Raw genomic sequence first — 23,461 nt, 5'->3', positions numbered from 1 at the left:
GTGCGCGCCGGAAGGGGTTCTGTGCAGGATACACAGTATTGTTCCCCTGATAATCACTAGCATTATATCATTTTCTTCCAAAAAAAGAAAGGGCCGACTTGAAAAGCCGGCCCTTTTTTTGGGAAACCAAACGGTTAGGATTATTTCTTGCGATATTTGCCCATGTCGATCGCGACCGCGACGGCGATGATGATGCCCTTGATGACCTGCTGCCACATCGGGGAGATGTTGATAAACTGCAGGCCGTACTGGATGACCGAGAAGATCAGAACACCGGAGACGATGCCGCCGACCTTACCGATACCGCCGTTCAGCGAGACGCCGCCGACGACGCAGGCGGCGATCGCGTCGAGCTCGTAGCCGTTGCCGTAGTTGTTGGTGGCGCCCGCAGTACGGGCGGCCTCCAGAACGCCGCCGACGCCGTAGAGGGCGGAGGCGAGGATGAAGATGCCCATGATGGTCTTGAAGACGTTGACGCCCGAAACGACCGCCGCTTCACGGTTGCCGCCGATGGCGTAGACGTTCTTGCCAAAGACCGTCTTGTTGAGCACGAACCAGATGATCACCAGCACGACGAGGGCGATCGGGACGAGGATCGAGATGCCGGGGAAGACGACCTGTCCGGCCGCGTTCCTGATTTCACCGAGCTTGGTGAGACCGAGGGCGGAGAAGTCGGAGCGGATGCCGCCCAGAGGCTGCGAGTTGTTGGGAGGCATATCGAAGTAGAGGGAAGTTGCGCCGTAGACGATAACCTGGACGGCCAGCGTTGCGATGAACGGGTGCATGTCGTATTTCGCGACGAGGAAACCGTTCAGTGTGCCGAAGAACATGCAGGCGACGATCGCGAGCAGGATCGGCAGGATGATCGGGACCTGCGGCAGGTCGGGGTAGAAGCGGTTGGCGTATGTAGCCGTCTGGAGCATCGAGCAGGAGATGACCGCCGCCAGACCGACCATACGGCCGGCGGACAGGTCGGTGCCCGCGATCAGAAGGGTGAAGCAGATACCCAGCGCGATGATCAGCCTCGTGGAGGAGATCGACAGGATATCGAGGATAACGCGGACCTGCATGAACCGGCGCTCCTTGATGCAGATGATCACAACGAGCACGAGCAGCGCGAGGATGATCGCGTAGTTGGTCAGGAAGGCTTTCGCCGCTTTTTGGGAGAACGTGACGTCGCCGAGGGTGGCGCGCCGGGAATACTGGATGCCGCCGTAGATGGCGACGATGACGCCGAGGCCGATCATGATGACCGGCAGGTCAAAAATCACCTTGGACAGGTCAACGGCGAATTGCAGGAGCAAACCGATGACGATCAAAACGCCGCCGCCAATGATGAAGCCAAGGGAAAATTTCGCGCGAGGGACGATCTTTCCTTGCATTCCTAGTACCTCACTTTCCTAAATCATTTCATAAACTGGGTTGCCAGGCGCATAACCTCGACCTGGTCGAACTGGTCCTTCTCGAGGAAGCCGGTAACCCTGCCCTCGCACATGACCATGACACGGTCGGCCATGCCGAGCAGCTCGGGCATCTCGGAGGAGATCATGATGATGCTCTTGCCCGCCTTGACGAGGTCGAGCATAATGGTGTAGATCTCATATTTGGCGCCGACGTCGATGCCGCGCGTCGGCTCGTCAAGAATCAGGATGTCGGGGTCGGTGAGCAGCCAGCGGGCGATCAGCACCTTCTGCTGGTTGCCGCCCGAAAGGTTCTGCATGGCGGTCTCAAGGGTCGGGGTCTTGACGTTGAGCTGCTTGTCGGCTTCCGACGCGGCCTGGTAGCGTTTCTTCTCCTGAAGCACGCCGTGTTTGGCGTATTTCTGCTGGCTTGCAATAACGGTGTTGTCGAGCACCGAAAGGGAACCGAACACGCCGGTCGCGCGCCGTTCCTCGGTCAGCAGGGCGATTTTGGCGGCTTTGGCGTCACGCACGTTTTTGACGTGGAAGGCCTTGCCGTTCTTCTCGATGATGCCGGAAGCGATCTCCCGCAAACCAAAGATCGCTTCGACCAGCTCGGTGCGCTGCGCGCCGACCAGTCCGCCGATGCCGAGAATCTCGCCGCGGTGCAGGTGGAAGCTGACGTCCTGGAATGATTTGGGAAGTGGGGAGCAGAGGTCCTTGACACGGAGCACCGTCTCACGCGGGAAGGGCTCGTAGTCCTTGGGCGGGAAGCGGTTGGTCATGTCGCGGCCGACCATGCGGCTGATGATCAGGTCGGTGGTCAGCTCGGCGGCGGGCCAGGTGCCGACATACTGTCCATCACGCATGATGGTGACCTCGTCCGCGATGCGCAGGATCTCTTCCATCTTGTGCGAGATGTAGATGATGGAGCGTCCTTCGTCGCGGAGCTGGTTGATGATCTTGAAGAGGTGCTCGGTCTCATTATCGGTCAGCGACGAAGTCGGCTCATCCATGATAATGATCTTCGAGTTGTAGCTGACGGCCCTTGCGATCTCCACCAGCTGCAGGGTGGATGCGGAGAGCTCGCCGGCGCGGATTTCAGGGTCGATGTCCAGATCGACCTTTTTGAACAGGTCCTTGGTCATCTGGATCATTTTCTTGCGGTCCACGGCGATGCCCCTCATGGGGAACCTGCCCAGCCAGATGTTCTCCATGACCGGCCGGAACCGGATCGGGTGGAGCTCCTGGTGAATCATGGAAACGCCCAGATCAAGCGCCTGCTTGGAAGTGTTGATGACTTCCTTTTTCCCGTCGAGAATGATCTCGCCGCCATCTTCGTGATAGATGCCGAAAAGACATTTCATCAGGGTGGATTTGCCGGCGCCGTTCTCACCCATCAGAGCGTGCACGGTGCCCGGACGGACTTTTAGTGTAACGCCGTCCAAGGCGGTGACGCCGGGAAAAACCTTGGTGATCTTGTTCATTTCCAGCACGTATTCGCCCATACAGTCGTCCTCCTTCTTTCCTGAAATAAGATGCCCGCGTTTGCCGTGCTGCGGGAAACAGCGCACGGCAGCCCGGCGACCGGTCCGCGGACATAAAATTCGGCGGGGAACGCGGAAAGCGCTTGCTTTCGCGTTCCCCGCCTAAAGGTGCCTAGGAATGCCCGTTTATCAAACTAAATGCATCTGAGTGATTCAGATTACATGAAGTCCTGATAGTTGTCGGCAGTGACCTTGACATACGGGACCCAGATGTACTTGCCATCGGTGACGTCGTAGCCAACGGTATCCTTGGTGATCTCGAGACCCTGCGCAGCCGCGACGGCCACGTTGACGGTCGCGATGCCCTGGTTCTCAGCGTCGTTCAGGACGGTGCCGAGCAGCTCGCCCTTGCTCATGGACTCCAGAGCCGGAGCGGTCGCGTCAACGCCGACGACCGGGATGTACTTGGAAGCGTCGCCAGTGTTGTAGCCTTCAGCCTTCAGGGCTTCGATCGCGCCGAGCGCCATGTCGTCGTTGTTCGCGAAAACAGCCTCGATCTTGTCAAGACCCTGGGAAGCGATGAAGCTCTTCATGAGGTCGGTCGCCTTGACCTTATCCCACATGGCGGTATCCTGGCCGAGCGCCTCGGTCTTGAAGGTGCCGTCGTCCTCGATGGCCTTGATGCAGTACTCGGAGCGGAGAACCGCGTCCTGATGTCCGGGCTCGCCCTGGAGCATGACGTACTGGATCACGCCGTCGCCGTTCTTGTCGGCGCCTGCATTGGCCTTGAAGTAGTCGAGAATGATCTGGCCGGACATCGTGCCGGACTCCTCGGCGCGGGCGCCGACGTACCAGGTCTTGTCATACTTCGCCATGTCCTCTTCGGAAGGCTGACGGTTGAGCAGAACGATCGGGATGCCAGCGGCGGAAGCCTTGTCGATGATCGGGCCGGCGGCGGTCAGGTCGACCGGGTTGACAGCCAGAGCATTGACGCCCTTGGTGATGTAGGTGTCGACCTGCTCGTTCTGGGTCGGCTGCTTGTTCTGGGAGTCCACGATCTCGATGGTCGCGCCCAGGGACTCGGCCTGCGCGGTCATGTTGTTGCGGACGCCGGTCATGAAGGTATCGTCGAATTTGTAGATGCAAGCGCCGACGGTGATGCCGTCGCCGTTCAGGGTCGCGGGGGCAGCATCCGTAGCGGGAGCTTCCTCGGACGGAGCGGCGTCTTCGGCGGGAGCAGTGGACTCGGCCGGAGCGGCGGGCTCAACCGGAGCGGGCTCGGCGGCGGGCTTGCTGCCGCACGCGGCCAGAGACAGAATCATGAGTGATGCGAACACGAGAGCGAGAATTTTTTTCATCATTCAATTCCTCCTAAACATTTGTGTTCTTTCTTCCGGCGGTATGGACGTATTCTCCCGATACGCTCACGCCACCGTTTTCATTATAGACGGGGGTAACTTCGAAAACCATCAGATTTTCTTTGCAGTTTCATGAAATATCTTCACAGATATGACATTTTGGACGATAAATGAGCTGTTTGATTGTTTAATTTGACAAAGGACTGTAAAATACAAACAGAAAGCATTGGAAAATGTGAAATTTTTTTGCCCAAACTAAACAGAGAAGGAGCGTTTTCCCACCTTTTCCAGATATTGACGAAACGCCCGAAAACAGCCGCTTTGCGGCGTATGGGAGCTGTAAATTTGGTGCAATATTCCATTGTGGGCGGTCCTTCCTTGACAAGCGCGGCGGGGTGGGGTAAAATATGAAATCGGAATTCATTTTCAAATTACAGGGGGCGAAGGGATGCCGGACGGATACAAGACGCGCCAGCGGGAGCGGATTCTGCAGTTTCTGACCGAGAACCGCGACAGGCACCTGTCCGCGGAGGACGTGGCCGCCCATCTGCGCGCCCAGCAGCTCCCCGTCGGACGGACGACCGTCTACCGGACCCTCGACCGGCTGGTCGAGCAGGGCGCGGTGCGCCGCTACTACCTCGGGGAGGGCGCGGGCGCCTGCTACCAGTTCACCGGGCGCGAGGACTGCCATGAGCACTTTCATTTAAAATGCACCGGCTGCGGCAGGCTCATCCACGTCGAGTGCGACTATCTCGGCGAGGTGGCGAAGCATGTGCTGGAGCACCACCAGTTTACGATCGACAACACCAAGACGGTGCTCTACGGCCTCTGCGCCGACTGCGCCGCGAAGAACCAGGGAGAACCCAAATGAAAAAGATCCAAAGAATAGCCGCCGCCCTCCTCTCGGTCCTCCTGCTGGCGGGCTGCGCGGCCCCGACCGGAGAAGGCGGGGAGGACGGCCGGGTGAAGGTCGTGGCGACCCTCTTTCCCCAGTACGACTTTGCGCGGCAGATCGCGGGGGAGCACGCCGACGTAATGCTGCTGCTGCCGCCGGGGGTGGAGAGCCACTCCTACGAGCCGACCCCCGCGGACATCATCATGATCGGGAAGGCCGACCTCTTCCTCTATACGGGCGAATATATGGAGCCGTGGGCGGAGAAGATCCTCGCCGGCGCCGGGGAGGGCGTGCGGGCGGTGGACCTGTCGGCGCATGTGACGCTCGAAAAGGACGATGACGGGGACGGCCACGACCACGGCGGGTACGACCCGCACATCTGGACCGACCCGCAGAACGCCAAGATCATGGTGGACGACATCGCGGCGGCGCTCTGCGCGGCCGACCCGGAGAACGCCGGGGAGTACCAGATGTCCGCGGCGGAATATAAGGAACGACTCGACGCGCTCGACGAACGGTTCTCCGAGGTCGTGGAGACGGGAAAGCGCCGGGAGATCGTCTTCGGCGGCCGGTTCGCGCTGCACTATTTCGCCGAGCGGTACGGGCTCACCTGCATCTCGGCGTTCGACTCCTGCTCGGGCGAGACCGAGCCGAGCGCGGGCGCGGTGGCGCAGATCATCCGCGCGATCGAGACGGACGGCGTCCCCGTCATCTACTACGAGGAGTTGACCGACCCGAAGGTCGCGCGCTCGATCGCGGAGGAGACGGGCGCGAAGCCGCTGCTGCTCCACTCCTGCCACAACGTCTCCAGGGAGGAGCTGCAAAACGGCGCGACCTACCTCTCGCTGATGGAGCAGAACGTTGAAAACCTGCGGGAGGGGCTGAACTGATGGCGCTGATATCCTGTAAAAACGTGACGATGGGCTACGAGAACCAGCTGGCCGTGGAAGACGTCAGCTTCGACATTGAGGACGGCGACTACGTCTGCATCGTCGGGGAGAACGGCTCGGGCAAGTCGACGCTGCTCAAGGGGCTGCTCGGGCTCATGAAGCCGCGCGCCGGGGAGATCGCCTTCGGCGACGGACTCAAACAGAATATGATCGGCTACCTGCCCCAGCAGACGATCGTCCAGCGGGACTTCCCCGCGTCGGTGTGGGAGGTCGTGCTCTCGGGCTGCCTCAACCGCCGTGGGATGCGGCCCTTCTATTCGCCCGCCGAACGGAGGATCGCGTCGGCCAACATCGAAAAGCTGGGCATCGGCGGGCTGGTCAAAAAATCCTACCGCGACCTGTCGGGGGGGCAGCAGCAGCGGGTGCTGCTCGCGCGCGCTCTCTGCGCCACCGAAAAGCTGCTGCTGCTCGACGAGCCGGTGACGGGGCTCGACCCGGTCGTCACCAGCGAGCTCTACGCGCTGATCCGACAGCTCAACCGGGAGGGCGTGACGATCGTCATGGTCAGCCACGACATCAACTGCTCGGTGCATTACGCGGGCAAGATCCTGCATATGGACACCGGCGTGCTCTTCTACGGGCCGTCGGAAAAATATCTGGAAAGCGACGTCTGCCGCAGGCTGCTGGGAGGTGACGCGCATGGGTGAGCTGTTCCGCGAGCTCTTCTCCTATTCCTTTATCAGCCGCGCGCTCGTCGTGGGCATCCTCGTCGCCCTCTGTGCCGCCCTGCTCGGGGTCTCCCTCGTGCTCAAGCGGTATTCGATGATCGGCGACGGCCTCTCCCACGTCGGGTTCGGCGCGCTGTCGGTCGCGATGGCGATGAACGTCGCGCCGCTGGCAGTGTCGGTGCCCGTCGTCGTGATCGCCGCGTTTCTGCTGCTGCGCATCAGCGAGACGAGCAAGATCAAGGGGGACGCCGCCATCGCGCTCATCGCTTCGAGCGCGCTCGCGATCGGCGTCATCGTCACCTCTCTCACCACCGGCATGAACACCGACGTCTACGGTTATATGTTCGGCAGCATCCTCGCGATGAGCGGGGGGGACGTCGTGCTCTCCGTCGCGTTGTCCGCTGTCGTGCTGCTGCTTTTCGTCTGCTTTTACAACAAGATCTTCTCCGTCACCTTCGACGAGGCGTTCGCGCAGGCCACCGGCACCAATGCGAGGCTCTACAACATGCTCATCGCCTTTTTGACGGCGATCACCATCGTCGTGGGGATGCGCATCATGGGCGCGATGCTCATCTCCTCCCTCATCATCTTCCCGGCGCTCACCTCGATGCGGGTCTGCCGCAGTTTCAAGGGGGTCGTCGTCACCTCCGCGGCCGTGTCGGTCGTCTGCTTCTTCGCGGGGATCGTGGGGTCGTTCGCCTTCTCCACTCCGGCGGGCGCGTCGGTCGTCGTCGCGAACATCGCGGTCTTCGCCTGCTTCTGGCTGGCGGGGCTCGCGCGTTCCCGCTTCGGGAAGGCATAGCAAATAAAAACGGGCGGGCCGCTCACGCGGCCCGTCCGTTTTTCGTTTATTTTAAGAATCCCTCGATGATCTTCTGTTCGGCCTCCTGCTCGGTGAGGCCCAGCGTCATCAGCTTGGTGAGCTGCTCGCCCGCGATCTTGCCGATGGCCGCCTCATGGATGAGGGCGGCGTCGACGCTGGCCGCGGTCAGCTCGGGGATCGCGCTGACCGACCCCTCGTCCATGATGATCGCGTCGCAGGCGGAATGCCCGGTGCAACGGGTGTTACCGTTGATGACCGAGCGGAACACCTGATGGGAGCTGCCGCGCGCGACCGACCGGGAGACGAGGTCGCAGCCGGAATCCTCCCCCGTGAGGTCGACGGAGAAATCCGTCTCGGCGGACTGGTCGCCGTGGGTCATGAGCTTTTCGCGGATGACCAGCCGGGCGTCCTTCATGAGCTCGGCGCGGGTGATCCGTTTGGTCGAGTCGACCCCCTTGATCTGGGTGGTGTCCATCTTCATGTAGCCGCCCTCGTCGATGCGGACCCAGGTCTGCGGGTTGATGATCCGCCTGCCCGTCCCCTCGCCGACGCCGACGTGCTTTTCGAGGTAGAGGACCCGCGCGTTCTTGCCGATGAAGAAGCGGTGGACGCCGTTGTGCTGGGCCTCCTCCTCCCCCTCGTTGTGCACGCCGCAGCCCGCCACGATCGTGACGTCCGCGCCGTCGCCAATGTAGAAGTCGTTGTAGACGAGGTCGCGCACCCCTGTGTGGGTGACGCAGGCGGGGATGTAGACGGTTTCACCCGTCGTGCCGGGCAGCACCTTGATGTCGATGCCCGGCTCGTCGGTCTTGGAGGTGATGTGCACGTTGTCGGTCGAGGCGCGCCCGGCGCAGCCGCCGTCCTCGCGGATGTTGTAGGCGGCGTTCTTCGGCACGCCGGAGAGCTCGGACACCATCTCGAGCAGCATTTCGGTGATCTTATTCATGGCAGATTCCCCCTTCCTGCGGGCAGAAGGCGCAGCGACCCCCGTCGCCCTTGAGCAGGCCGGGGAGGATCTCCTCCCGCGGGCCGTGCGCCGTGACGACGCCGCTCGCGAGCACGACCAGCTCGTCCGCGATTTCCAAAATCCGCTCCTGATGGGAGATGACGACGAGCGAGCCGCTCGTCTCGCGGCGCAGCTTCTGGAAGACGCCGATGAGGTTCTGGAAGCTCCACAGGTCGATGCCCGCCTCCGGCTCGTCAAAGATGGTGAGCCGGGTCTTGCGCGCCATGACCATCGCGATCTCGATCCGCTTGATCTCGCCGCCCGAAAGGCTCGCGTTCACCTCGCGGTCGATGTAGTCCTTCGCGCAGAGCCCCACGTCGCTGAGATAGCCGCAGAGCTGCTGCTCGCTCAGGGAACCCCCGGCGGCCAGCTCGACGAGGTCGCGCACCGTCAGCCCCTTGAAGCGCACCGGCTGCTGGAAGGCGAAGCCGACGCCGCGCCTGGCGCGCTCGGTGATGCCGAGATCGGTGATGTCCTCCCCGTCAAAGAGGATGCGCCCGGCGGCGGGGCGGGTGATGCCGGCGATGACGCGGGCGAGGGTGGATTTGCCGCCGCCGTTCGGCCCGGTGATGACGACGAATTTCCCACCGTCGATTTTGAGGCTCACGTCCCGGAGGATGCCGCGGCTGTCGTCCACATCCACGGTGATATTTTGCAGTTCCAGCATGTTTTCACTCCTGTTTCTGTTGCGGATGTCCCGGAATATTTCTGTTATCCCAGCGCCACGTCGAGGATCATCATGACGAGGAAGCCGAACATGACGCCGATGGTGCCCACATGGGAGTGTTCGCCGAGGTGCGCCTCGGGGATCAGCTCCTCGACGACCACATAGATCATCGCGCCCGCCGCGAAGGCTAGCAGCCAGGGCATGACGGGGGAGACCGACCCGGCGATCAGCACGGTGAGGATGCCGCCGATCGGTTCCACGATGCCCGAAAGCGCGCCGTAAATAAAAGAGCGGGTGTTGGAGAGCCCCTCCTTCTTGAGGGGGAGGGAGATCGCGGCACCCTCGGGGAAGTTCTGAAGCCCGATGCCGATGGCGAGCGCGACGGCCGCCGCGAAGGTGTTCGCCGCGCCGCCCTGGGCGGCCAGCGCGAAGGAGAGCCCGACGGCCATCCCCTCGGGGATGTTGTGCAGCGTGACGGCAAAGACGAGCATCGTCGTGCGCCGCAGGGAGGAGGGCATGCCCTCGGGGCTGTCGCTGCCCGGATGCAGGTGGGGGAGCAGGTGGTCGAGCAGCATGAGGAAGAGCCCGCCGAGCACAAAGCCGCCCGCCGCTGGGATCCAGCCGATCATCCCCTGCTCCTCCGCCATGTCGATGGCGGGGATGAGCAGCGACCAGACGGACGCCGCGATCATGACGCCCGCCGCGAATCCCAGGAAGACCTGCTGGAAGGACGCCTTGATCTCCCCGCGGAAGAAGAAGACGACCGCCGCGCCCAGCGCCGTCATTAAAAATGTAAACCCCGTGCCGATAGCGGCCGACAGGACGGGATGCAATGCGTTCATCATAACTACCGCCTCCTTGGTCGCCTTATATTATACCAGACAAGTATAGAAAAGGGAAGAGCCATTTTTGCGGCTGCGCGCCGGTCTCCAACGGAACAGAAAAGAGCGGGGCGCGGCCCCGCTCTTTTAGGATGCTCCGCGCGAGTCCGTAAGATACTGCGCGGCGGAAAAGTCCAGGTATTCATACCGGCGGCTGTAACATCCGTCGGCGCCCCGGTCGACGGTGCTGCGGTTGCGCTCAAGGAAATTGACGAGTTGGTAGACGTCGATCCAGATCTCCCCGTTGCCGGTCTTCTGCGATTCGTCGAAGATGAGCTGCATGCCGAAATGCAGGTGGGGCACCTTCATCCCGTTGACGTCCTCGGTGTTGGAGTAGCCCGTCATGCCGAGATAGCCGATGACGTCGCCCGCCTGCACGACGCTCCCCTTTTCGAGCCCCGGCTGGTAGGGGCCTCCCTTGCGGAGGTGAGCGTAATAATAGTAGCGCCTGCCATCAAAGGAGCGGATGCCGATCCGCCAGCCTCCATACTGGTTCCAGCCGAGCTCCTCGACCACCCCCGACTCGACCGCCACGATGGGGCTGCCGACGTTGCCCATCAGGTCGTTGCCGAGATGCCTGCGCCGGTAGCCGAAGGAACGGGCGTTGCCGAAATCGTCGCAGTGGGAAAAGCCGAAGCCCTCCGCCACCGGGCAGTAGGCCTTGAGTCCGTATTTGACCTGCCAGCGCGGCTCTCCGTCCCCATCGGGCAGCGCGATGGCGTAATCCCCGACCATGCCGTTCAGCACCGCGCCGTAGGCCTCCTTATAATAGGGATAGTCCTTGTATTCCCCGCCGATGCCGTCGAGCGTCTCCCCAGCGCGCAGCCGGTCCATCAGCCGGTCGAGGTCGGCGGCGCGGTAGGACTTCCAGTTGCCCCAGTAGCCCGCCGCGAGGCAGGCGAGCAGGTCGGGCATCGGCGCGGAAAGTCCCTCCCCGTGCGCCGTCACCGCCGCCCGGTAGCTCCCGTCGAGCGCGGCCGAGGGCACGTTGAAATCGACCCATTTGATATAGGAGGAGGCGGGCAGCGCCTCCGAAGCGGGCGCCGCAGCGGGACGCGCGGCAAACAGCGCCGCCCCCGCGGCCGCCGCCAGCAGGATCCCCGCAAGAACGATTTTTCCGCGCCGCATGGCAACCCCTCCCCGTCCCACCATTATATGTGCGGAAGGGGAGGCGGTATGCGCTTTGCGCGGCGCCTCTGGCGCTTCCGTCCAGATGCGCGATGATACCACACGCGCTTTGCATGTGGTATAATGGGAACCGGAAGGGAGGGCTGCCGTATGGATATTTCCAAGCGGAACGCCATGCAGATCGTCAACGAGATCAGCGGCATCATCGGCCAGCACGTCAACATGATGGACGCGGACGGCACGATCATCGCGAGCACCGACCCCGAGCGGATGGATACCTACCACGAGGGCGCCGCGCGGGTGATCGGGGAGCATCTCGACGAGCTGATCATCCAGAGCGACGACGAATACGAGGGGACCCGGAAGGGGATCAACCTGCCCATCCTGCTCGACGGGGAGATCGCGGGGGTTGTGGGGATCACCGGCGAGCGGGACGAGGTGGTCAAATACGGGCAGATCATCAAAAAGATGACGGAGATCCTGCTGATCGAGAATTTCGACAAGGAGCAGAAGAAGATCGACGACCGCATCCGCACCCGCTTCATCGACGAATGGCTCTACGGCGACGCGATCAGCCAGGGACAGGCGTTCATCCAGCGGGGCGCGCGGCTGGGCATCGACATCACGCTGCCCCGCCGGGTGCTCGTGGCGGAGATCGAAAACCTGCGGGACTACAGCGACAGCCCCGAGGGCCAGCGGATCATCGACCGGGTGAACAAGACGGTCCGCCGGATGGTCGGGGAGGAGAAGAACGGCGTCTTCGCCAAGACGGCCTCCCAGATGATCTGCCTCATGCCCGACTGCGAGGACGCGAAGCTGCGGTTCTTCGCGCAGCAGATCCAGGCGCAGGTGTGGCGGCAGTTCAGCATCCGCGTGATCGTGGGCGCGGACAGCCGGGACGGCAGCCTCCTGCACCAGTCCTACCTGCGCGCCCACAAGGCGCTCAGGGCCTGCCGCGCCTCCCGCGGGAGCACGATCCGGTTCTACGACGACATCAACCTCGAGCTCTTCATGGATGAGATCCCCCAGACCTCTAAGGCGGAATTCATCCGCCGCATCTTCCGCGGCTTCACCCCCGAGGAGATCGACTCCTGGGTGCACCTGCTGGAGGTCTATTTCGAGGCGGACGGATCGCTCTCCGACGCGGCCGCCCAGCTCTTCATCCACAAGAACACCCTCCAGTACAAGCTGCGCAAGCTCTGTGAGCAGACGGGCTACGACCCGCGCAGCCTGTCGGATTCGTCCCTCTTCTATCTGGCGGTGCAGTTCTACAACGAAAACCGGGACGAGCTGAATTTTGTATAAAATGTGAACAAAGGAGGGGCGCTTTCTATAATTCTGTTTTCAGGGACAGATTCTATTAATAGAATCTGTCCCTGAAAACATAGACGGCAAACAAATGGCATAGTATAATTATGACAGAAAAAGGGAAAAATCGGCGGGACAAAATGTGGAAAACACCCAATCGTGTAAAAGCCGCTCCTCCGGGCCTCACGGGATGGCCCCGGATGGGCGGCTCGTTAAAGAAAGAGAGCGGACAATCGGGGCAGGCGGCGGCGAAAGCCGCATCACATAGGCATGTTTGAATGGAGGTAGAGACTATGACAGGAGTACCGCTTCTCATCACGTTTGTCATCGCGATCGTCGTGATGATCCTTGCAATTTCCAAGCTGAAACTGCACCCCTTCCTCGCCATCATGGGCGTGGCGCTGCTGCTGGCGATCGTCGTCGGCATCCCGCTGGCCGATATCCCCGGCACGATCGGCGCGGGCTTCTCCGGCACCTTCTCCAGCATCGGCATCGTCATCATCCTCGGCGCGATGATCGGCTTCTTCCTCGAGAAGACCGGCGGCGCCATCCGCCTTGCCGACGCGGTCGTCAAGATCGTGGGCAAGAAGCACCCCGAAATCGCCATCATGCTGATGGGCTGGATCGTCTCGATCCCCGTCTTCTGCGACAGCGGGTTCGTCATCCTCAACCCCATCCGCAAGGCGATGGTCAAAAAGACGATGTGCTCCTCCGTCGCGATGACGGTGGCGCTGTCGGGCGGCCTTTACATCTCGCACGTCTTCATCCCGCCGACGCCCGGCCCGATCGCGGCAGCCGGCACCCTCGGCATCGGAAACAACCTGCTGCTCGTCATCGGCATGGGCGCGCTTGTCTCGATCCCCTGCCTGGTCGTGGCGTATTTCTTCGCCAAATACATCGGCAAGCGGGTCAAATCCCCCTCCGAGGACAACCCCGACGACAATGAGGTCGTCAAGAGCTATGAGGAGCTCGTCAGGGAGTACGGCAAGCTGCCGAGCACTCTGGCCTCCTTCGCCCCGATCGTTCTGCCGATCATCCTGATGGCGCTGAGCTCGATCTCCTCGATCCTCGGTTGGCAGGGCGGGCTCGCGAGTGTCTGCGCCTTCCTCGGCGCGCCGATCATCGCGCTGGCGGTCGGTCTGCTGTGCAGCATCGCGACGCTGGTCACCACCGGCAAGATGGGCGAATTCCGCGATTTGACCGACGAGACCCTCAAGACGGTCGGCCCGATCCTCTTCATCACCGCCGCGGGCGGCGTGCTCGGCAAGATCATCTCCACCGCGGGCTTCGTCGACTACATGTCGGAGAACGCGGCGTTCCTGTCGAGCGTCGGCATCTTCTTCCCCTTCCTCATCGCCGCCATCCTCAAGTCGGCGCAGGGCTCCTCGACGGTCGCGATCACCACGACCGCCGGCATCATGGGCGCGATCTCCGAGTCGGGCAGCATGATGGCCGCGCTGGGCCTGACCTCCCCGGTGGCCGCCGCCCTGACCGTCATGGCGATCGGCGCGGGCGCGATGACCGTATCCCATGCGAACGACTCCTACTTCTGGGTCGTCACCAACTTCGGCGAGCTCAAAGCGCAGGACGGCTACAAAACGCAGACCATGCTGACGCTGCTGATGGGCGTCGCGGCTATGATCTTTATCTGGATTCTCTCCCTCATCCTTATTTGACGCGGGCGGGGGCAAACATTTCAAGGATGGAAAGCCGGACAGGATCTGTCCGGCTTTTCTCCAAAGGGGGATATGCATGAAAAAAGTGATCCTGATGCCCGACTCCTTCAAGGGGACGATGAGTTCCTCGGAGATCTGCGGCATCATGGAAAAGGCGGTCCGCGCCTACTATCCGGACGCGGAGGTCGTCCCGATCCCCGTCGCGGACGGCGGGGAGGGAAGCGTGGACGCGTTTCTGGCCGCCGTCGGCGGCGAGCGGGTCACAGTCCCCGTGAGGGGGCCCTACATGGAGGAGATGGAGGGGTACTACGGCCTGCTGGACGGCGGCTCCACCGCCGTCATCGAGATGGCGGCCTGCGCGGGCCTGCCGCTCGTGGGGGAGAACCGGCACGCCGAAAAGACCACCACCTACGGCGTCGGCCAGCTCATGGCCCACGCCGCGGGGCGCGGCTGCAAAAAGATGATCGTCGGGCTGGGCGGCAGCGCCACCAACGATTTCGGGGCGGGCGCGGCCGCGGCGCTCGGCGTGCGCTTTCTCGACGAGGCGGGGGAGGAATTCGTCCCGGTGGGCGAAAACCTCGCGCGCGTCGCGAAGATCGACATGTCGGGGCTGCTGCCCGCGCTCAGGGGGATCGAGGTCATCACGATGTGCGACATCGACAATCCCCTCTGCGGCAAAAACGGCGCGGCCCACATCTTCGGCCCGCAGAAGGGCGCGGACCCCGCGATGGTCGAATACCTCGACGGGCAGCTCTCCGCGATCGCCCGCACGGTCGGGCGGGAGCTCGGCCGCGACGTGGCGGATCTGCCGGGTGCGGGCGCGGCGGGCGGCATGGGGGGCGGCATGGTCGCCTTCCTCGGCTCCCGGCTGCAGATGGGCATCGAAACGGTGCTCGACACCGTCGGCTTCGACCGGCTCGTGTCCGACGCGGACCTTGTGCTGAGCGGCGAGGGCAAGATCGACACCCAGAGCCTGCGCGGCAAGGTGGTCATCGGCGTGGCCCGCCGCTGCAAAAAGCACGGCGTGCCGCTCGTGGCGCTCGTCGGGGACATCGGCGACAACATCGAAAACGCCTATGAGGAGGGGGTGTCGGCGGTCTTCAGCACCAACCGCGTGGCGGTCGACTTTTCGGTCGCCAGGACGCGCAGCAAAAGCGACATGGCGCTCACCGTCGACAACCTCATGCGTTTTCTCAGCCGGATCGGCTTTTAAGGAGGCGCTGTTATGAAGATCGGATTTATCGGCCTCGGCATCATGGGCAGGCCGATGGCAAAGAACCTCCTGCGTGCGGGACACGCGCTCACCGTCTGCGACCACCACCCCGAGCATGTGGCGGAGCTCGCCGCGGCGGGCGCGCGCGCGGCGGATACGCCGCGGGAGGCCGCCGCCGGAAACGAGCTGGTGATCACCATGCTGCCCAACTCCCCCAACGTCCGCGAGGCGGTCTGCGGGGAGGGGGGCGTGCTCGAGGGGGCGGCTCCGGGGACGGTCCTCGTGGACATGAGCTCGATCGCGCCGGGCGCTTCGCAGGAGATCGCGGCGGCCTGTGCGGAAAAGGGGGTCAAAATGCTCGACGCGCCGGTGAGCGGCGGCGAGCCGAAGGCGGTCGACGGGACGCTGTCGATCATGGCGGGCGGCGAACGGGCGGTTTTCGACGCGGTCAGGCCGGTGCTGCTCTGCATGGGCGCGAGCGCCGTCTGGTGCGGTGAGATCGGCGCGGGCAACACGACCAAGCTCGCCAACCAGGTGATCGTCGCGGCGAACATCGCGGCGGTCTCGGAGGCGATGATGCTCGCCCGCCGCGCGGGGGTGGACCCCGCGCGGGTATTCGACGCGGTGAAGGGCGGGCTCGCGGGCTCGGCGGTGCTGAATGCCAAGACGCCGATGATGCTCGAACGCAATTTCGCCCCGGGCTTCCGCATCGACCTGCACATCAAGGACCTCGGCAACGCGCTCGAGACGGGACATGCCGTCGGCGCGCCGCTGCCGCTGACCGCCGCGGTCATGGAGATGATGCAGACGCTGCGCGCCGACGGCCGCGGCGGAGACGACCACAGCGCACTGGTGGGATTTTATGAGAAGATCGCCGGGGAGACGATCGCTTAGGGGGCCTCGCCCTAAGCGCCGTTTCCGGGGACTTTGAAAGGTCCCCCGCGCCGCGCTTCGTCAAGCGCGGAACAAAAAAACGTCAGGCGGCCGCCCGTTTGGGGCGGCCGCTCCTTATCGAGAAACAGGCGATGAACCTGCGCGCCACGCGGCGGGAGATCGCGCGGAGGATCCTCAGCGCCTGCGACGAATAGACATATCCCCGCCGCGCGCGGGAAAGCTAGAATGACCGAACGGGAAGGGAAGGCGGAAAAACCGATGGGCAAACAGGAGACCAGCTATATCTTTGTGACGGGGGGCGTCGTTTCGGGGCTCGGCAAGGGCATTACGGCGGCGGCGCTCGGGCGGCTGCTCAAGGCGCGCGGGCTCACCGTGGCGGCGCAGAAGCTCGACCCCTACATCAACGTCGACCCGGGCACGATGAGCCCCTACCAGCACGGGGAGGTCTTCGTGACCGAGGACGGGGCGGAAACCGACCTCGACCTCGGCCATTACGAGCGGTTCATCGACGAGGACCTCAACCGGTTTTCCAACCTCACCTCGGGGCGGGTCTACTGGAATGTGCTCAACAAGGAGCGCGCGGGGGAATACCTCGGCGAGACGGTGCAGGTGATCCCCCACGTCACCAACGAGATCAAGTCGTTCATCTATTCGGTCGGCCGCGAGACGGAGGCCGACGTGGTCATCACCGAGATCGGCGGCACGATCGGCGACATCGAAAGCCAGCCCTTCCTCGAGGCGATCCGCCAGATCTCCCGCGAGCTCCCGCGGGGGCGGTGCCTCTTCCTGCATGTGACGCTCGTCCCCTACCTCAAGAGCTCGGGGGAGCATAAATCCAAGCCCACCCAGCATTCGGTGCGCGAGCTGCAGGGTATGGGCATCATGCCCGACATCATCGTGGCGCGCTGCGACGAGCCGCTCGAGGAGGGCCTGCGGCAGAAGATCGCCCTCTTCTGCAACGTCGAGCCCGACTGCGTCGTCGAAAACCGCACCCTTCCCGTCCTCTACGAGGCGCCGCTCATGCTGCACGGGGCAGGGCTCGACGACATCGTCTGCCGCAGGCTCGGGCTCGAAGTGCATGGGGACGGCCTCGGCGAGTGGGCCGCCATGTGCGGGCGGATCGCGCGCGCGACCGAGCCGGTGGAGATCGCACTCGTCGGCAAATACGTCGAGCTGCACGACGCCTACCTTTCGGTCGCCGAGGCGCTGCGCCACGGCGGGTACGAGTGCGGCGCGCGCGTCGTCATCCGCTGGGTCGACTCCGAGACGCTCACCGACCGCAACATCGCCGAGCGCCTCGCGGGCTGCGGGGGGATCATCGTGCCGGGCGGCTTCGGCGGCCGCGGCGTCGAGGGGATGATCCGCGCCGCGCGCCACGCGCGGGAGGCCCGGATCCCCTATTTCGGCATCTGTCTCGGGATGCAGGTGGCCGTGATCGAGGCGGCGCGCTCGCTGGCGGGCCTCGCAGGGGCCGACTCCCGCGAATTCTCCCCCGGGGCGGAGCACTGCGTGATCGACCTCATGCCCGACCAGCGGGGCGTCGTGCCCAAGGGCGGCACCATGCGGCTGGGCGCCTATCCCTGCGCCGTCGCGCCGGGCAGCCTGCTGGAAGAGGCGTACGGCGCGCGGGAGATCCGCGAACGCCACCGCCACCGCTACGAGGTCAACAACGACTACCGGGAGCGGCTCGTATCGGCCGGGGTCCGGCTGTCGGGCCTTTCGCCCGACGGGCGGCTCGTCGAGGCGGTCGAACTGCCCGGCCACCCCTTTTTCGTCGGGGTGCAGTACCACCCCGAGTTCAAATCCCGCCCCAACCGGGCGCACCCGCTCTTCCGGGAGTTCGTCGCGGCGAGCTTGCGCGCGGGGCGCGGGGCCGGGTGAAATTTGCCTTCGGCGGTTGACACGGAAAAGCGCCGGTGCTATACTATGGAAAAATCCAGAAACCGATGAGCGAGAGTAGTAGGGACCGCCGGGTGTGTCCAGAGAGCCGACGCGGGTGGAAGTTCGGCAGCACAGGCGGTTTTGAATGGACTCGCGAGGGCGGCCCGAAACCGGGAGGGAGTAGGCGCCGACGGGGATCCCGTCCGTTACCAGGGGGGTGCGCGTGCCTGCGCGCAGAACGAGTGGGCGGTTTCGGCCGCCAATCTGGGTGGTACCGCAGAAGCAAAGGCTTTTGTCCCTGTTTTGGGACAAAAGCCTTTTTTGACGCAATTTTGCCGAAGGGAGTCGATAGAGATGTCAAAGGGACGGTTCGGCGTCCACGGGGGACAGTATATCCCCGAGACGCTGATGAACGCTGTGATCGAGCTGGAGGAGGCCTACGCCCGCTGGAAGGACGACCCGGGCTTCGTATCCGAGCTGGAGGGGCTGCTCAAGGATTACGCGGGGCGGCCGTCGCTGCTCTATTACGCGGAAAAGATGACGAAAGACCTGGGGGGCGCGAAGGTCTACCTCAAGCGGGAGGACCTCAACCACACCGGCTCCCACAAGCTCAACAACGTCCTCGGGCAGGTGCTGCTCGCCAAGCGGATGGGCAAGACCCGCGTGATCGCCGAGACGGGCGCGGGGCAGCACGGGGTCGCCACGGCGACCGCGGCGGCGCTGATGGGGATGGAATGTGAAATCTACATGGGCGAGGAGGACACCGTCCGCCAGGCGCTCAACGTCTACCGGATGGAGCTGCTCGGCGCGAAGGTGCACCCCGTCAAAACGGGCACCCGCACCCTCAAGGACGCGGTCAACGAGACGCTGCGCGAGTGGACGGCGCGGGTGTCGGACACCCATTACGTGCTCGGCTCGGTGATGGGGCCGCACCCCTTCCCGACGATCGTGCGGGATTTTCAGAGCGTGATCGGCCGGGAGGTCCGGGCGCAGCTGCTCGAGAAGGAGGGCCGCCTGCCCGACGCGCTGCTCGCCTGCGTGGGCGGCGGCAGCAACGCGATGGGGCTCTTTTACGACTTTATCGGCGACCCCCAGGTGCGGCTGATCGGCTGCGAGGCGGCCGGGCGCGGGGTGGAGACGGGCGAGACCGCCGCGACGATCGCGGTGGGCACGCCGGGGATCTTCCACGGCATGAAGAGCTATTTCTGCCAGGATGAGTACGGGCAGATCGCGCCGGTCTACTCGATCTCGGCGGGGCTCGACTACCCGGGCATCGGCCCCGAGCACGCCTGGCTGCACGATACAAAGCGGGCGGAATATGTCTCGATCACCGACGATGAGGCGGTAGACGCGTTTGAATACCTCTCCCGCACCGAGGGGATCATCCCGGCGATCGAAAGCGCCCACGCGGTGGCCTACGCCAGGAAGCTCGCGCCGCGGATGGGGAAGGACCGGATCGTGGTCGTCAATCTTTCGGGCAGGGGCGACAAGGATGTCGCCGCCATCGCCCGGTACAGGGGGGTAGCGCTCTATGAGTAAGCGGATTCGGGAGGCGTTCTCCCACGGCAAGGCGTTCATTCCGTTCGTAACGGCGGGCGACCCGTCGCTCGAGGTCACCGCGCGGCTGGTGCCCGCGATGGCGGCGGCCGGGGCCGACCTCATCGAACTGGGGATTCCCTTTTCCGACCCGGTGGCGGAAGGCCCGGTCATCCAGCAGGCCGACGAGCGCGCGCTCGCGGCGGGCGCGACCACCGACCGCATCTTCGAGCTTGTGCGGCAGATCCGCCGGGAGACGGACGTCCCGCTCGCCTTCATGACCTATCTGAACCCCGTCTTCACCTACGGGGCCGAACGGTTCCTCAAAGCCTGCGGGGAGACGGGCGTCGACGCGCTGATCGTCCCCGACATGCCCTTTGAAGAGAAGGGGGAGCTCGCCCCCTTCTGCAGGCGGTACGGCGTGGACCTCGTGTCGCTCATCGCGCCCACCTCCAGAGCGCGCATCCGCATGATCGCGGCGGAGGCGGAGGGCTTTCTCTACTGCGTCTCCTCGATGGGGGTGACGGGGGTGCGCAGCCGGATCACCACCGATATCGGCGGCATGGTCGCCGAGGCGAAGCGGGCGTCCGACGTCCCCTGCGCGGTGGGCTTCGGCATCTCGACCCCGGAGCAGGCCGCCGAAATGGCGAAGCACGCCGACGGCGCGATCGTCGGCAGCGCAATCGTGAAGCTCGCCGCGAAATACGGCGCGGACTGCGTGCCCCATGTGGAGCGGTACGTCCGTGAGATGAAGGCGGCGCTCAAATCCCTCGGCTGACCCGCCCCGCAGGCACGGCGGAGATGGAAAAACGGCCGGCCCGCGAGGGTCCGGGCGGGCAAAAAATTTTCTGCGGGCGGTGTCCCTTTTTGGGGGCCGGGATGGTTTGTAGTATTAGGTGGTTCCGATGCTGCCAGATGTTGTCTGCCGTTTTGGGATTGTTCACAATTCGGTCATAAGAATAACATTTTTGCCACAGGAAAATCGGGTATCATTGGAACACGGACAGAGAAGGGCGGCGACCCGCCGCACGACAGAGAAACTGATTTTTTTCAAGGAGGTACCCTACATGAAGAAGCTACTGAGCATCTGCCTCGCGGTGCTGGTCGTAGTGGGCCTGATGCCCGTCTACGCGCTGGCGGACGACGGCGATCCGGTCGGCGACCCCACAGGCGGATCGGACATGACGGTGTACACCGTCAATGCTGCCGCCACGGGCGGCAGCATTAGCATCTCGTCGGCCACTCCCGACGCGGTGACCGGAGCCGGCCCTTGGACCGTCGCGGCCGGGACGGTGATCAACGTCACGGCCACCGCGGACGAAGGCTATGAACTCACGGCCCTGACCGCGAAGGTGGGCGATACCGCCGAGCAGGACATCCTGATGTCCAAATCGGTAAAGGTCGACGGCAACACCGCCATCCACGCGACCTTCTCAAAGAAGCCCGAGCCGGACCCCGAGCCTGAGTTTAAGCAAGAGCCTGAGCAGACCCCGACGCCGGTGGTCACCTCGACTCCGACGCCGGTGGTCACCTCGACTCCGACGCCGGTGGTCACAAACGACCTGCTCACCCAGGGCTCATCAAACGATACGCCGAACCCGACGGCGACGGATGTCACTGTAACGATCAACAAGACTGGCAATGGCTCGGTGACCGTAACAGATGTGAACACTGGTTCACAGATTGATAGCGGCAATACTGTAACGTCGGGCAGCAAAATAAAAATTGTTGTAGCGCCGGATGTCGGAAACAAGATTACGGCATTCTCCATCAATTCTGCGGATCAGACGCCGATTACTGACACCGGGATGACTGTGGAGAGCTATCAGGCTAACAGCAATGTCACGATTAAAGTGACGTTTTCAGAAATTACTCAGGAAAATCGGACCATTACGATTGATTCTAAAGGCACTGGCACCGGAACGATTGCGGTAACGGATATCAATGATAGCGACAATCCCATTACCAATGGGGCGACTGTCCCCAATGGACACAAAATTAAAGTTGTTGCGACCCCTGCCTCCGATAGCCTTTTGAAGAGCTTTTCTGTTGGAGCGGCTACCCCGGATTTGAAGGATGGCAAGCAGGCTGTTATCGTGGACAACTATGAGGTGAACGAAAACATTACGGTTTCGGCAACCTTTGACCTGGTTCCTGTTGCCGCGACCCATGCCGTCAAGTGGAAGGCAGGCAGTAATGGCACCATCAAGGTGACGGTAAACGGTACTGAGATCAAGAGCGGCGACCAAGTCGCGGAAGGTGCGAAATTTACCGTTACAGCAACGCCGGATAATGGCTATGTGCTCGATAAGCTCACGGTCACCGGAGCGACACAGGACGGCGATACTTCCACCTATACAGTTGGAGCTTCTGAAGTCAATATTTCTGCGACTTTCAAGTATAATGGAGGCACTTCCGCTCCGTCGTATGTCTACCGCCCCATCGGCGTCTACGATGACGACGGCGACTGGCTGGAGGATAATTCCGGCAGCAGCTTCCCGCGGCCTTCCAGCGACGGCAAGGTCGTGCTCGACGGCGTGCTCCCGAACCAGACCTTCTATATCAAGCTGGGCGATGCGGGCAACGACTACGTCACCGAGTTGAGCGGCGGCGGCAAGGCCCGCGCGAGCCAGCTTGTCGACGACAACCTCTTTAAGATCTCGGTCGACAAGGACGGCGACGGCAAGTCCCTCATCAGCAAGATCGAGCAGGTGGAGGAGAAGCGCCTGGGCGGCATGACCCGCGCCAGCTACCTGAAGGTCACGCTGAAGGACATGACCTCGACCGACGAGCGCAAGGCGAACGCCGAGATCGAATTCAAGGCGAAAAAGGATAAGGACGGCAGCTGGAAGAAGGGCGAAACCGCCATCCTGAACCTCAACATGTGGATCAGCAACAAGAAGGTTTCCGGCTCGGACGGCGACGCCGACACGGGCGAGAAAATCTACTTCAGCCCCGAGGCCAACGAGAACAACGTCCTCATCTGGGGCGATGACCGCGCGGCGCTCGAGTTCACCGCCGACGACGACGCGAAGGACTTCTACGCGCGCCTGTCCACCAAGTCGATGAGCGACATCTATTCCGAGTACGGCGATCCCGTCGACGCAGACCTGTGGTTCTATGACTTCGTCGGCAACCCGAGCATCCCCTCGACCTCCCGCGCCTATCTGACGCTGGGCATCCCGTGGGACGATGACGACGACTACACCCCCAATCCGCACGACGTCTATATCTACCGTCTCGACAAGGACGGCTACCTCGAGGACGTGACCGCGATGTTCACCTACTCGGAAGACGACCGCGAGATCGAGGGCTGGACCACCCGGACCCGGACGCTCGGCACCTACATCGTCTCGGACACCGAGTTGGATATCGACAGCTACTATGACGACGATGACGATACCGAGGTCCCGTCGATCGACGTTTCCAACAACCAGAAGCCGGTCCCGAACACCGGCCGTTAAATCAAAAATCTCTTCCGAAAGGCCCCGCGGGCATTGCCCGCGGGGCCTTTTTACGTCTTGCTGCAAAGAAATAGAACCGTGTGAACAGAGAGAATTTGACTGAATTTATGTGCATATTGCCAAAATGAATTCCCTTGACACGGGGTATTTTGTGTGCTATATTCATAGTAGATTGTCGACATAATTTATACTTAATGACGACGAAGAGAATACCGAGAAGGGTGGG

Annotated in this window: 19 protein-coding genes; 12 read left to right on the top strand and 7 right to left on the bottom strand. The window is 63.0% G+C overall.

The genetic code is table 11. The annotated features are described in order from the left end of the window. Nucleotides 1-140 precede the first annotated feature (140 nt). The 3 genes from mglC to NE609_RS02125 all read right to left on the bottom strand — a co-directional run bounded on the left by mglC (nucleotide 141) and on the right by NE609_RS02125 (nucleotide 4,245). A complete protein-coding gene (mglC, locus tag NE609_RS02135) occupies nucleotides 141-1,382 on the bottom strand; it encodes a galactose/methyl galactoside ABC transporter permease MglC (protein ID WP_121586025.1) in 1,242 nt (413 codons plus the stop codon). Between the two features lie 23 nt (nucleotides 1,383-1,405). Beyond that, nucleotides 1,406-2,908 (bottom strand): sugar ABC transporter ATP-binding protein, encoded by a 1,503-nt coding sequence (locus tag NE609_RS02130; protein ID WP_121586024.1) that lies wholly within the window; start codon nucleotides 2,906-2,908, stop codon nucleotides 1,406-1,408. Nucleotides 2,909-3,105: 197 nt separating this feature from the next. Then, on the bottom strand, nucleotides 3,106-4,245 hold the full coding sequence (locus NE609_RS02125; RefSeq protein WP_370867118.1) for a galactose ABC transporter substrate-binding protein: 1,140 nt from the start codon (nucleotides 4,243-4,245) through the stop codon (nucleotides 3,106-3,108). A 448-nt stretch (nucleotides 4,246-4,693) separates the two neighbouring features. On the opposite strand from NE609_RS02125, the gene NE609_RS02120 reads away from it, so the two are divergent. The 4 genes from NE609_RS02120 to NE609_RS02105 are packed head-to-tail and all read left to right on the top strand — an operon-like array spanning nucleotide 4,694 to nucleotide 7,560. After that, nucleotides 4,694-5,116 (top strand): Fur family transcriptional regulator, encoded by a 423-nt coding sequence (locus NE609_RS02120; protein ID WP_121586022.1) that lies wholly within the window; start codon nucleotides 4,694-4,696, stop codon nucleotides 5,114-5,116. Then, on the top strand, nucleotides 5,113-6,030 hold the full coding sequence (locus tag NE609_RS02115; protein ID WP_256151551.1) for a metal ABC transporter substrate-binding protein: 918 nt from the start codon (nucleotides 5,113-5,115) through the stop codon (nucleotides 6,028-6,030). The genes NE609_RS02120 and NE609_RS02115 overlap by 4 nt, the downstream gene beginning before the upstream one ends. Beyond that, the gene (locus NE609_RS02110; protein WP_121586020.1) at nucleotides 6,030-6,737 is read left to right on the top strand and encodes a metal ABC transporter ATP-binding protein; all 708 of its coding nucleotides are present in this window, start codon (nucleotides 6,030-6,032) and stop codon (nucleotides 6,735-6,737) included. Before NE609_RS02115 ends, NE609_RS02110 begins: the two co-directional genes overlap by 1 nt. Further along, the gene (locus tag NE609_RS02105; protein ID WP_256151550.1) at nucleotides 6,730-7,560 is read left to right on the top strand and encodes a metal ABC transporter permease; all 831 of its coding nucleotides are present in this window, start codon (nucleotides 6,730-6,732) and stop codon (nucleotides 7,558-7,560) included. Before NE609_RS02110 ends, NE609_RS02105 begins: the two co-directional genes overlap by 8 nt. Before the next feature lie 46 nt (nucleotides 7,561-7,606). Here the strand turns inward: NE609_RS02105 and NE609_RS02100 are convergent, their stop codons facing one another. The 4 genes from NE609_RS02100 to NE609_RS02085 all read right to left on the bottom strand — a co-directional run bounded on the left by NE609_RS02100 (nucleotide 7,607) and on the right by NE609_RS02085 (nucleotide 11,263). Beyond that, nucleotides 7,607-8,527 carry a SufD family Fe-S cluster assembly protein gene (locus NE609_RS02100; RefSeq protein WP_256151549.1) on the bottom strand — a complete coding sequence of 307 codons (921 nt, stop codon included), beginning with the start codon at nucleotides 8,525-8,527 and terminating at the stop codon, nucleotides 7,607-7,609. Next, nucleotides 8,520-9,254: an ABC transporter ATP-binding protein gene (locus NE609_RS02095; protein ID WP_256151548.1), complete on the bottom strand. Its 735-nt coding sequence runs from the start codon at nucleotides 9,252-9,254 to the stop codon at nucleotides 8,520-8,522. The genes NE609_RS02100 and NE609_RS02095 overlap by 8 nt, the downstream gene beginning before the upstream one ends. 44 nt (nucleotides 9,255-9,298) lie before the next feature. After that, on the bottom strand, nucleotides 9,299-10,096 hold the full coding sequence (locus NE609_RS02090; RefSeq protein ID WP_370867120.1) for a ZIP family metal transporter: 798 nt from the start codon (nucleotides 10,094-10,096) through the stop codon (nucleotides 9,299-9,301). Between the two features lie 126 nt (nucleotides 10,097-10,222). Beyond that, complete coding sequence (locus NE609_RS02085; RefSeq protein ID WP_121586016.1) at nucleotides 10,223-11,263, bottom strand: M23 family metallopeptidase; 1,041 nt, start codon at nucleotides 11,261-11,263, stop codon at nucleotides 10,223-10,225. Nucleotides 11,264-11,413: 150 nt separating this feature from the next. On the opposite strand from NE609_RS02085, the gene NE609_RS02080 reads away from it, so the two are divergent. From NE609_RS02080 to NE609_RS17720, 8 genes are all read left to right on the top strand, one after another. Continuing rightward, the gene (locus NE609_RS02080; protein ID WP_158595539.1) at nucleotides 11,414-12,568 is read left to right on the top strand and encodes a sugar diacid recognition domain-containing protein; all 1,155 of its coding nucleotides are present in this window, start codon (nucleotides 11,414-11,416) and stop codon (nucleotides 12,566-12,568) included. Between the two features lie 296 nt (nucleotides 12,569-12,864). Continuing rightward, complete coding sequence (locus NE609_RS02075; RefSeq protein WP_121586014.1) at nucleotides 12,865-14,247, top strand: GntP family permease; 1,383 nt, start codon at nucleotides 12,865-12,867, stop codon at nucleotides 14,245-14,247. 76 nt (nucleotides 14,248-14,323) lie between these two features. After that, a complete protein-coding gene (locus tag NE609_RS02070; protein ID WP_256151546.1) occupies nucleotides 14,324-15,460 on the top strand; it encodes a glycerate kinase in 1,137 nt (378 codons plus the stop codon). Between the two features lie 12 nt (nucleotides 15,461-15,472). Beyond that, the gene (gene garR / locus NE609_RS02065; RefSeq protein ID WP_121586012.1) at nucleotides 15,473-16,354 is read left to right on the top strand and encodes a 2-hydroxy-3-oxopropionate reductase; all 882 of its coding nucleotides are present in this window, start codon (nucleotides 15,473-15,475) and stop codon (nucleotides 16,352-16,354) included. 225 nt (nucleotides 16,355-16,579) lie between these two features. Next, the gene (locus tag NE609_RS02060) at nucleotides 16,580-18,235 is read left to right on the top strand and encodes a CTP synthase (RefSeq protein WP_256151545.1); all 1,656 of its coding nucleotides are present in this window, start codon (nucleotides 16,580-16,582) and stop codon (nucleotides 18,233-18,235) included. A gap of 354 nt (nucleotides 18,236-18,589) precedes the next feature. Further along, nucleotides 18,590-19,774, top strand: coding sequence for a tryptophan synthase subunit beta (trpB, locus tag NE609_RS02055; protein WP_256151544.1), 1,185 nt, complete (start codon nucleotides 18,590-18,592; stop codon nucleotides 19,772-19,774). Next, nucleotides 19,767-20,549: a tryptophan synthase subunit alpha gene (trpA, locus tag NE609_RS02050; RefSeq protein WP_121586005.1), complete on the top strand. Its 783-nt coding sequence runs from the start codon at nucleotides 19,767-19,769 to the stop codon at nucleotides 20,547-20,549. Before trpB ends, trpA begins: the two co-directional genes overlap by 8 nt. 127 nt (nucleotides 20,550-20,676) lie before the next feature. Then, nucleotides 20,677-23,235, top strand: coding sequence for a hypothetical protein (locus tag NE609_RS17720; protein ID WP_370867117.1), 2,559 nt, complete (start codon nucleotides 20,677-20,679; stop codon nucleotides 23,233-23,235). Nucleotides 23,236-23,461 lie beyond the last annotated feature (226 nt).

This window comes from Anaerotruncus sp. DFI.9.16 (assembly GCF_024461615.1).
GTDB lineage: Bacteria > Bacillota > Clostridia > Oscillospirales > Ruminococcaceae > Anaerotruncus > Anaerotruncus massiliensis.
The sequence above is the reverse complement of the archived record's forward strand: the minus strand, read 5'-3'. Positions and strand labels throughout refer to the sequence as shown.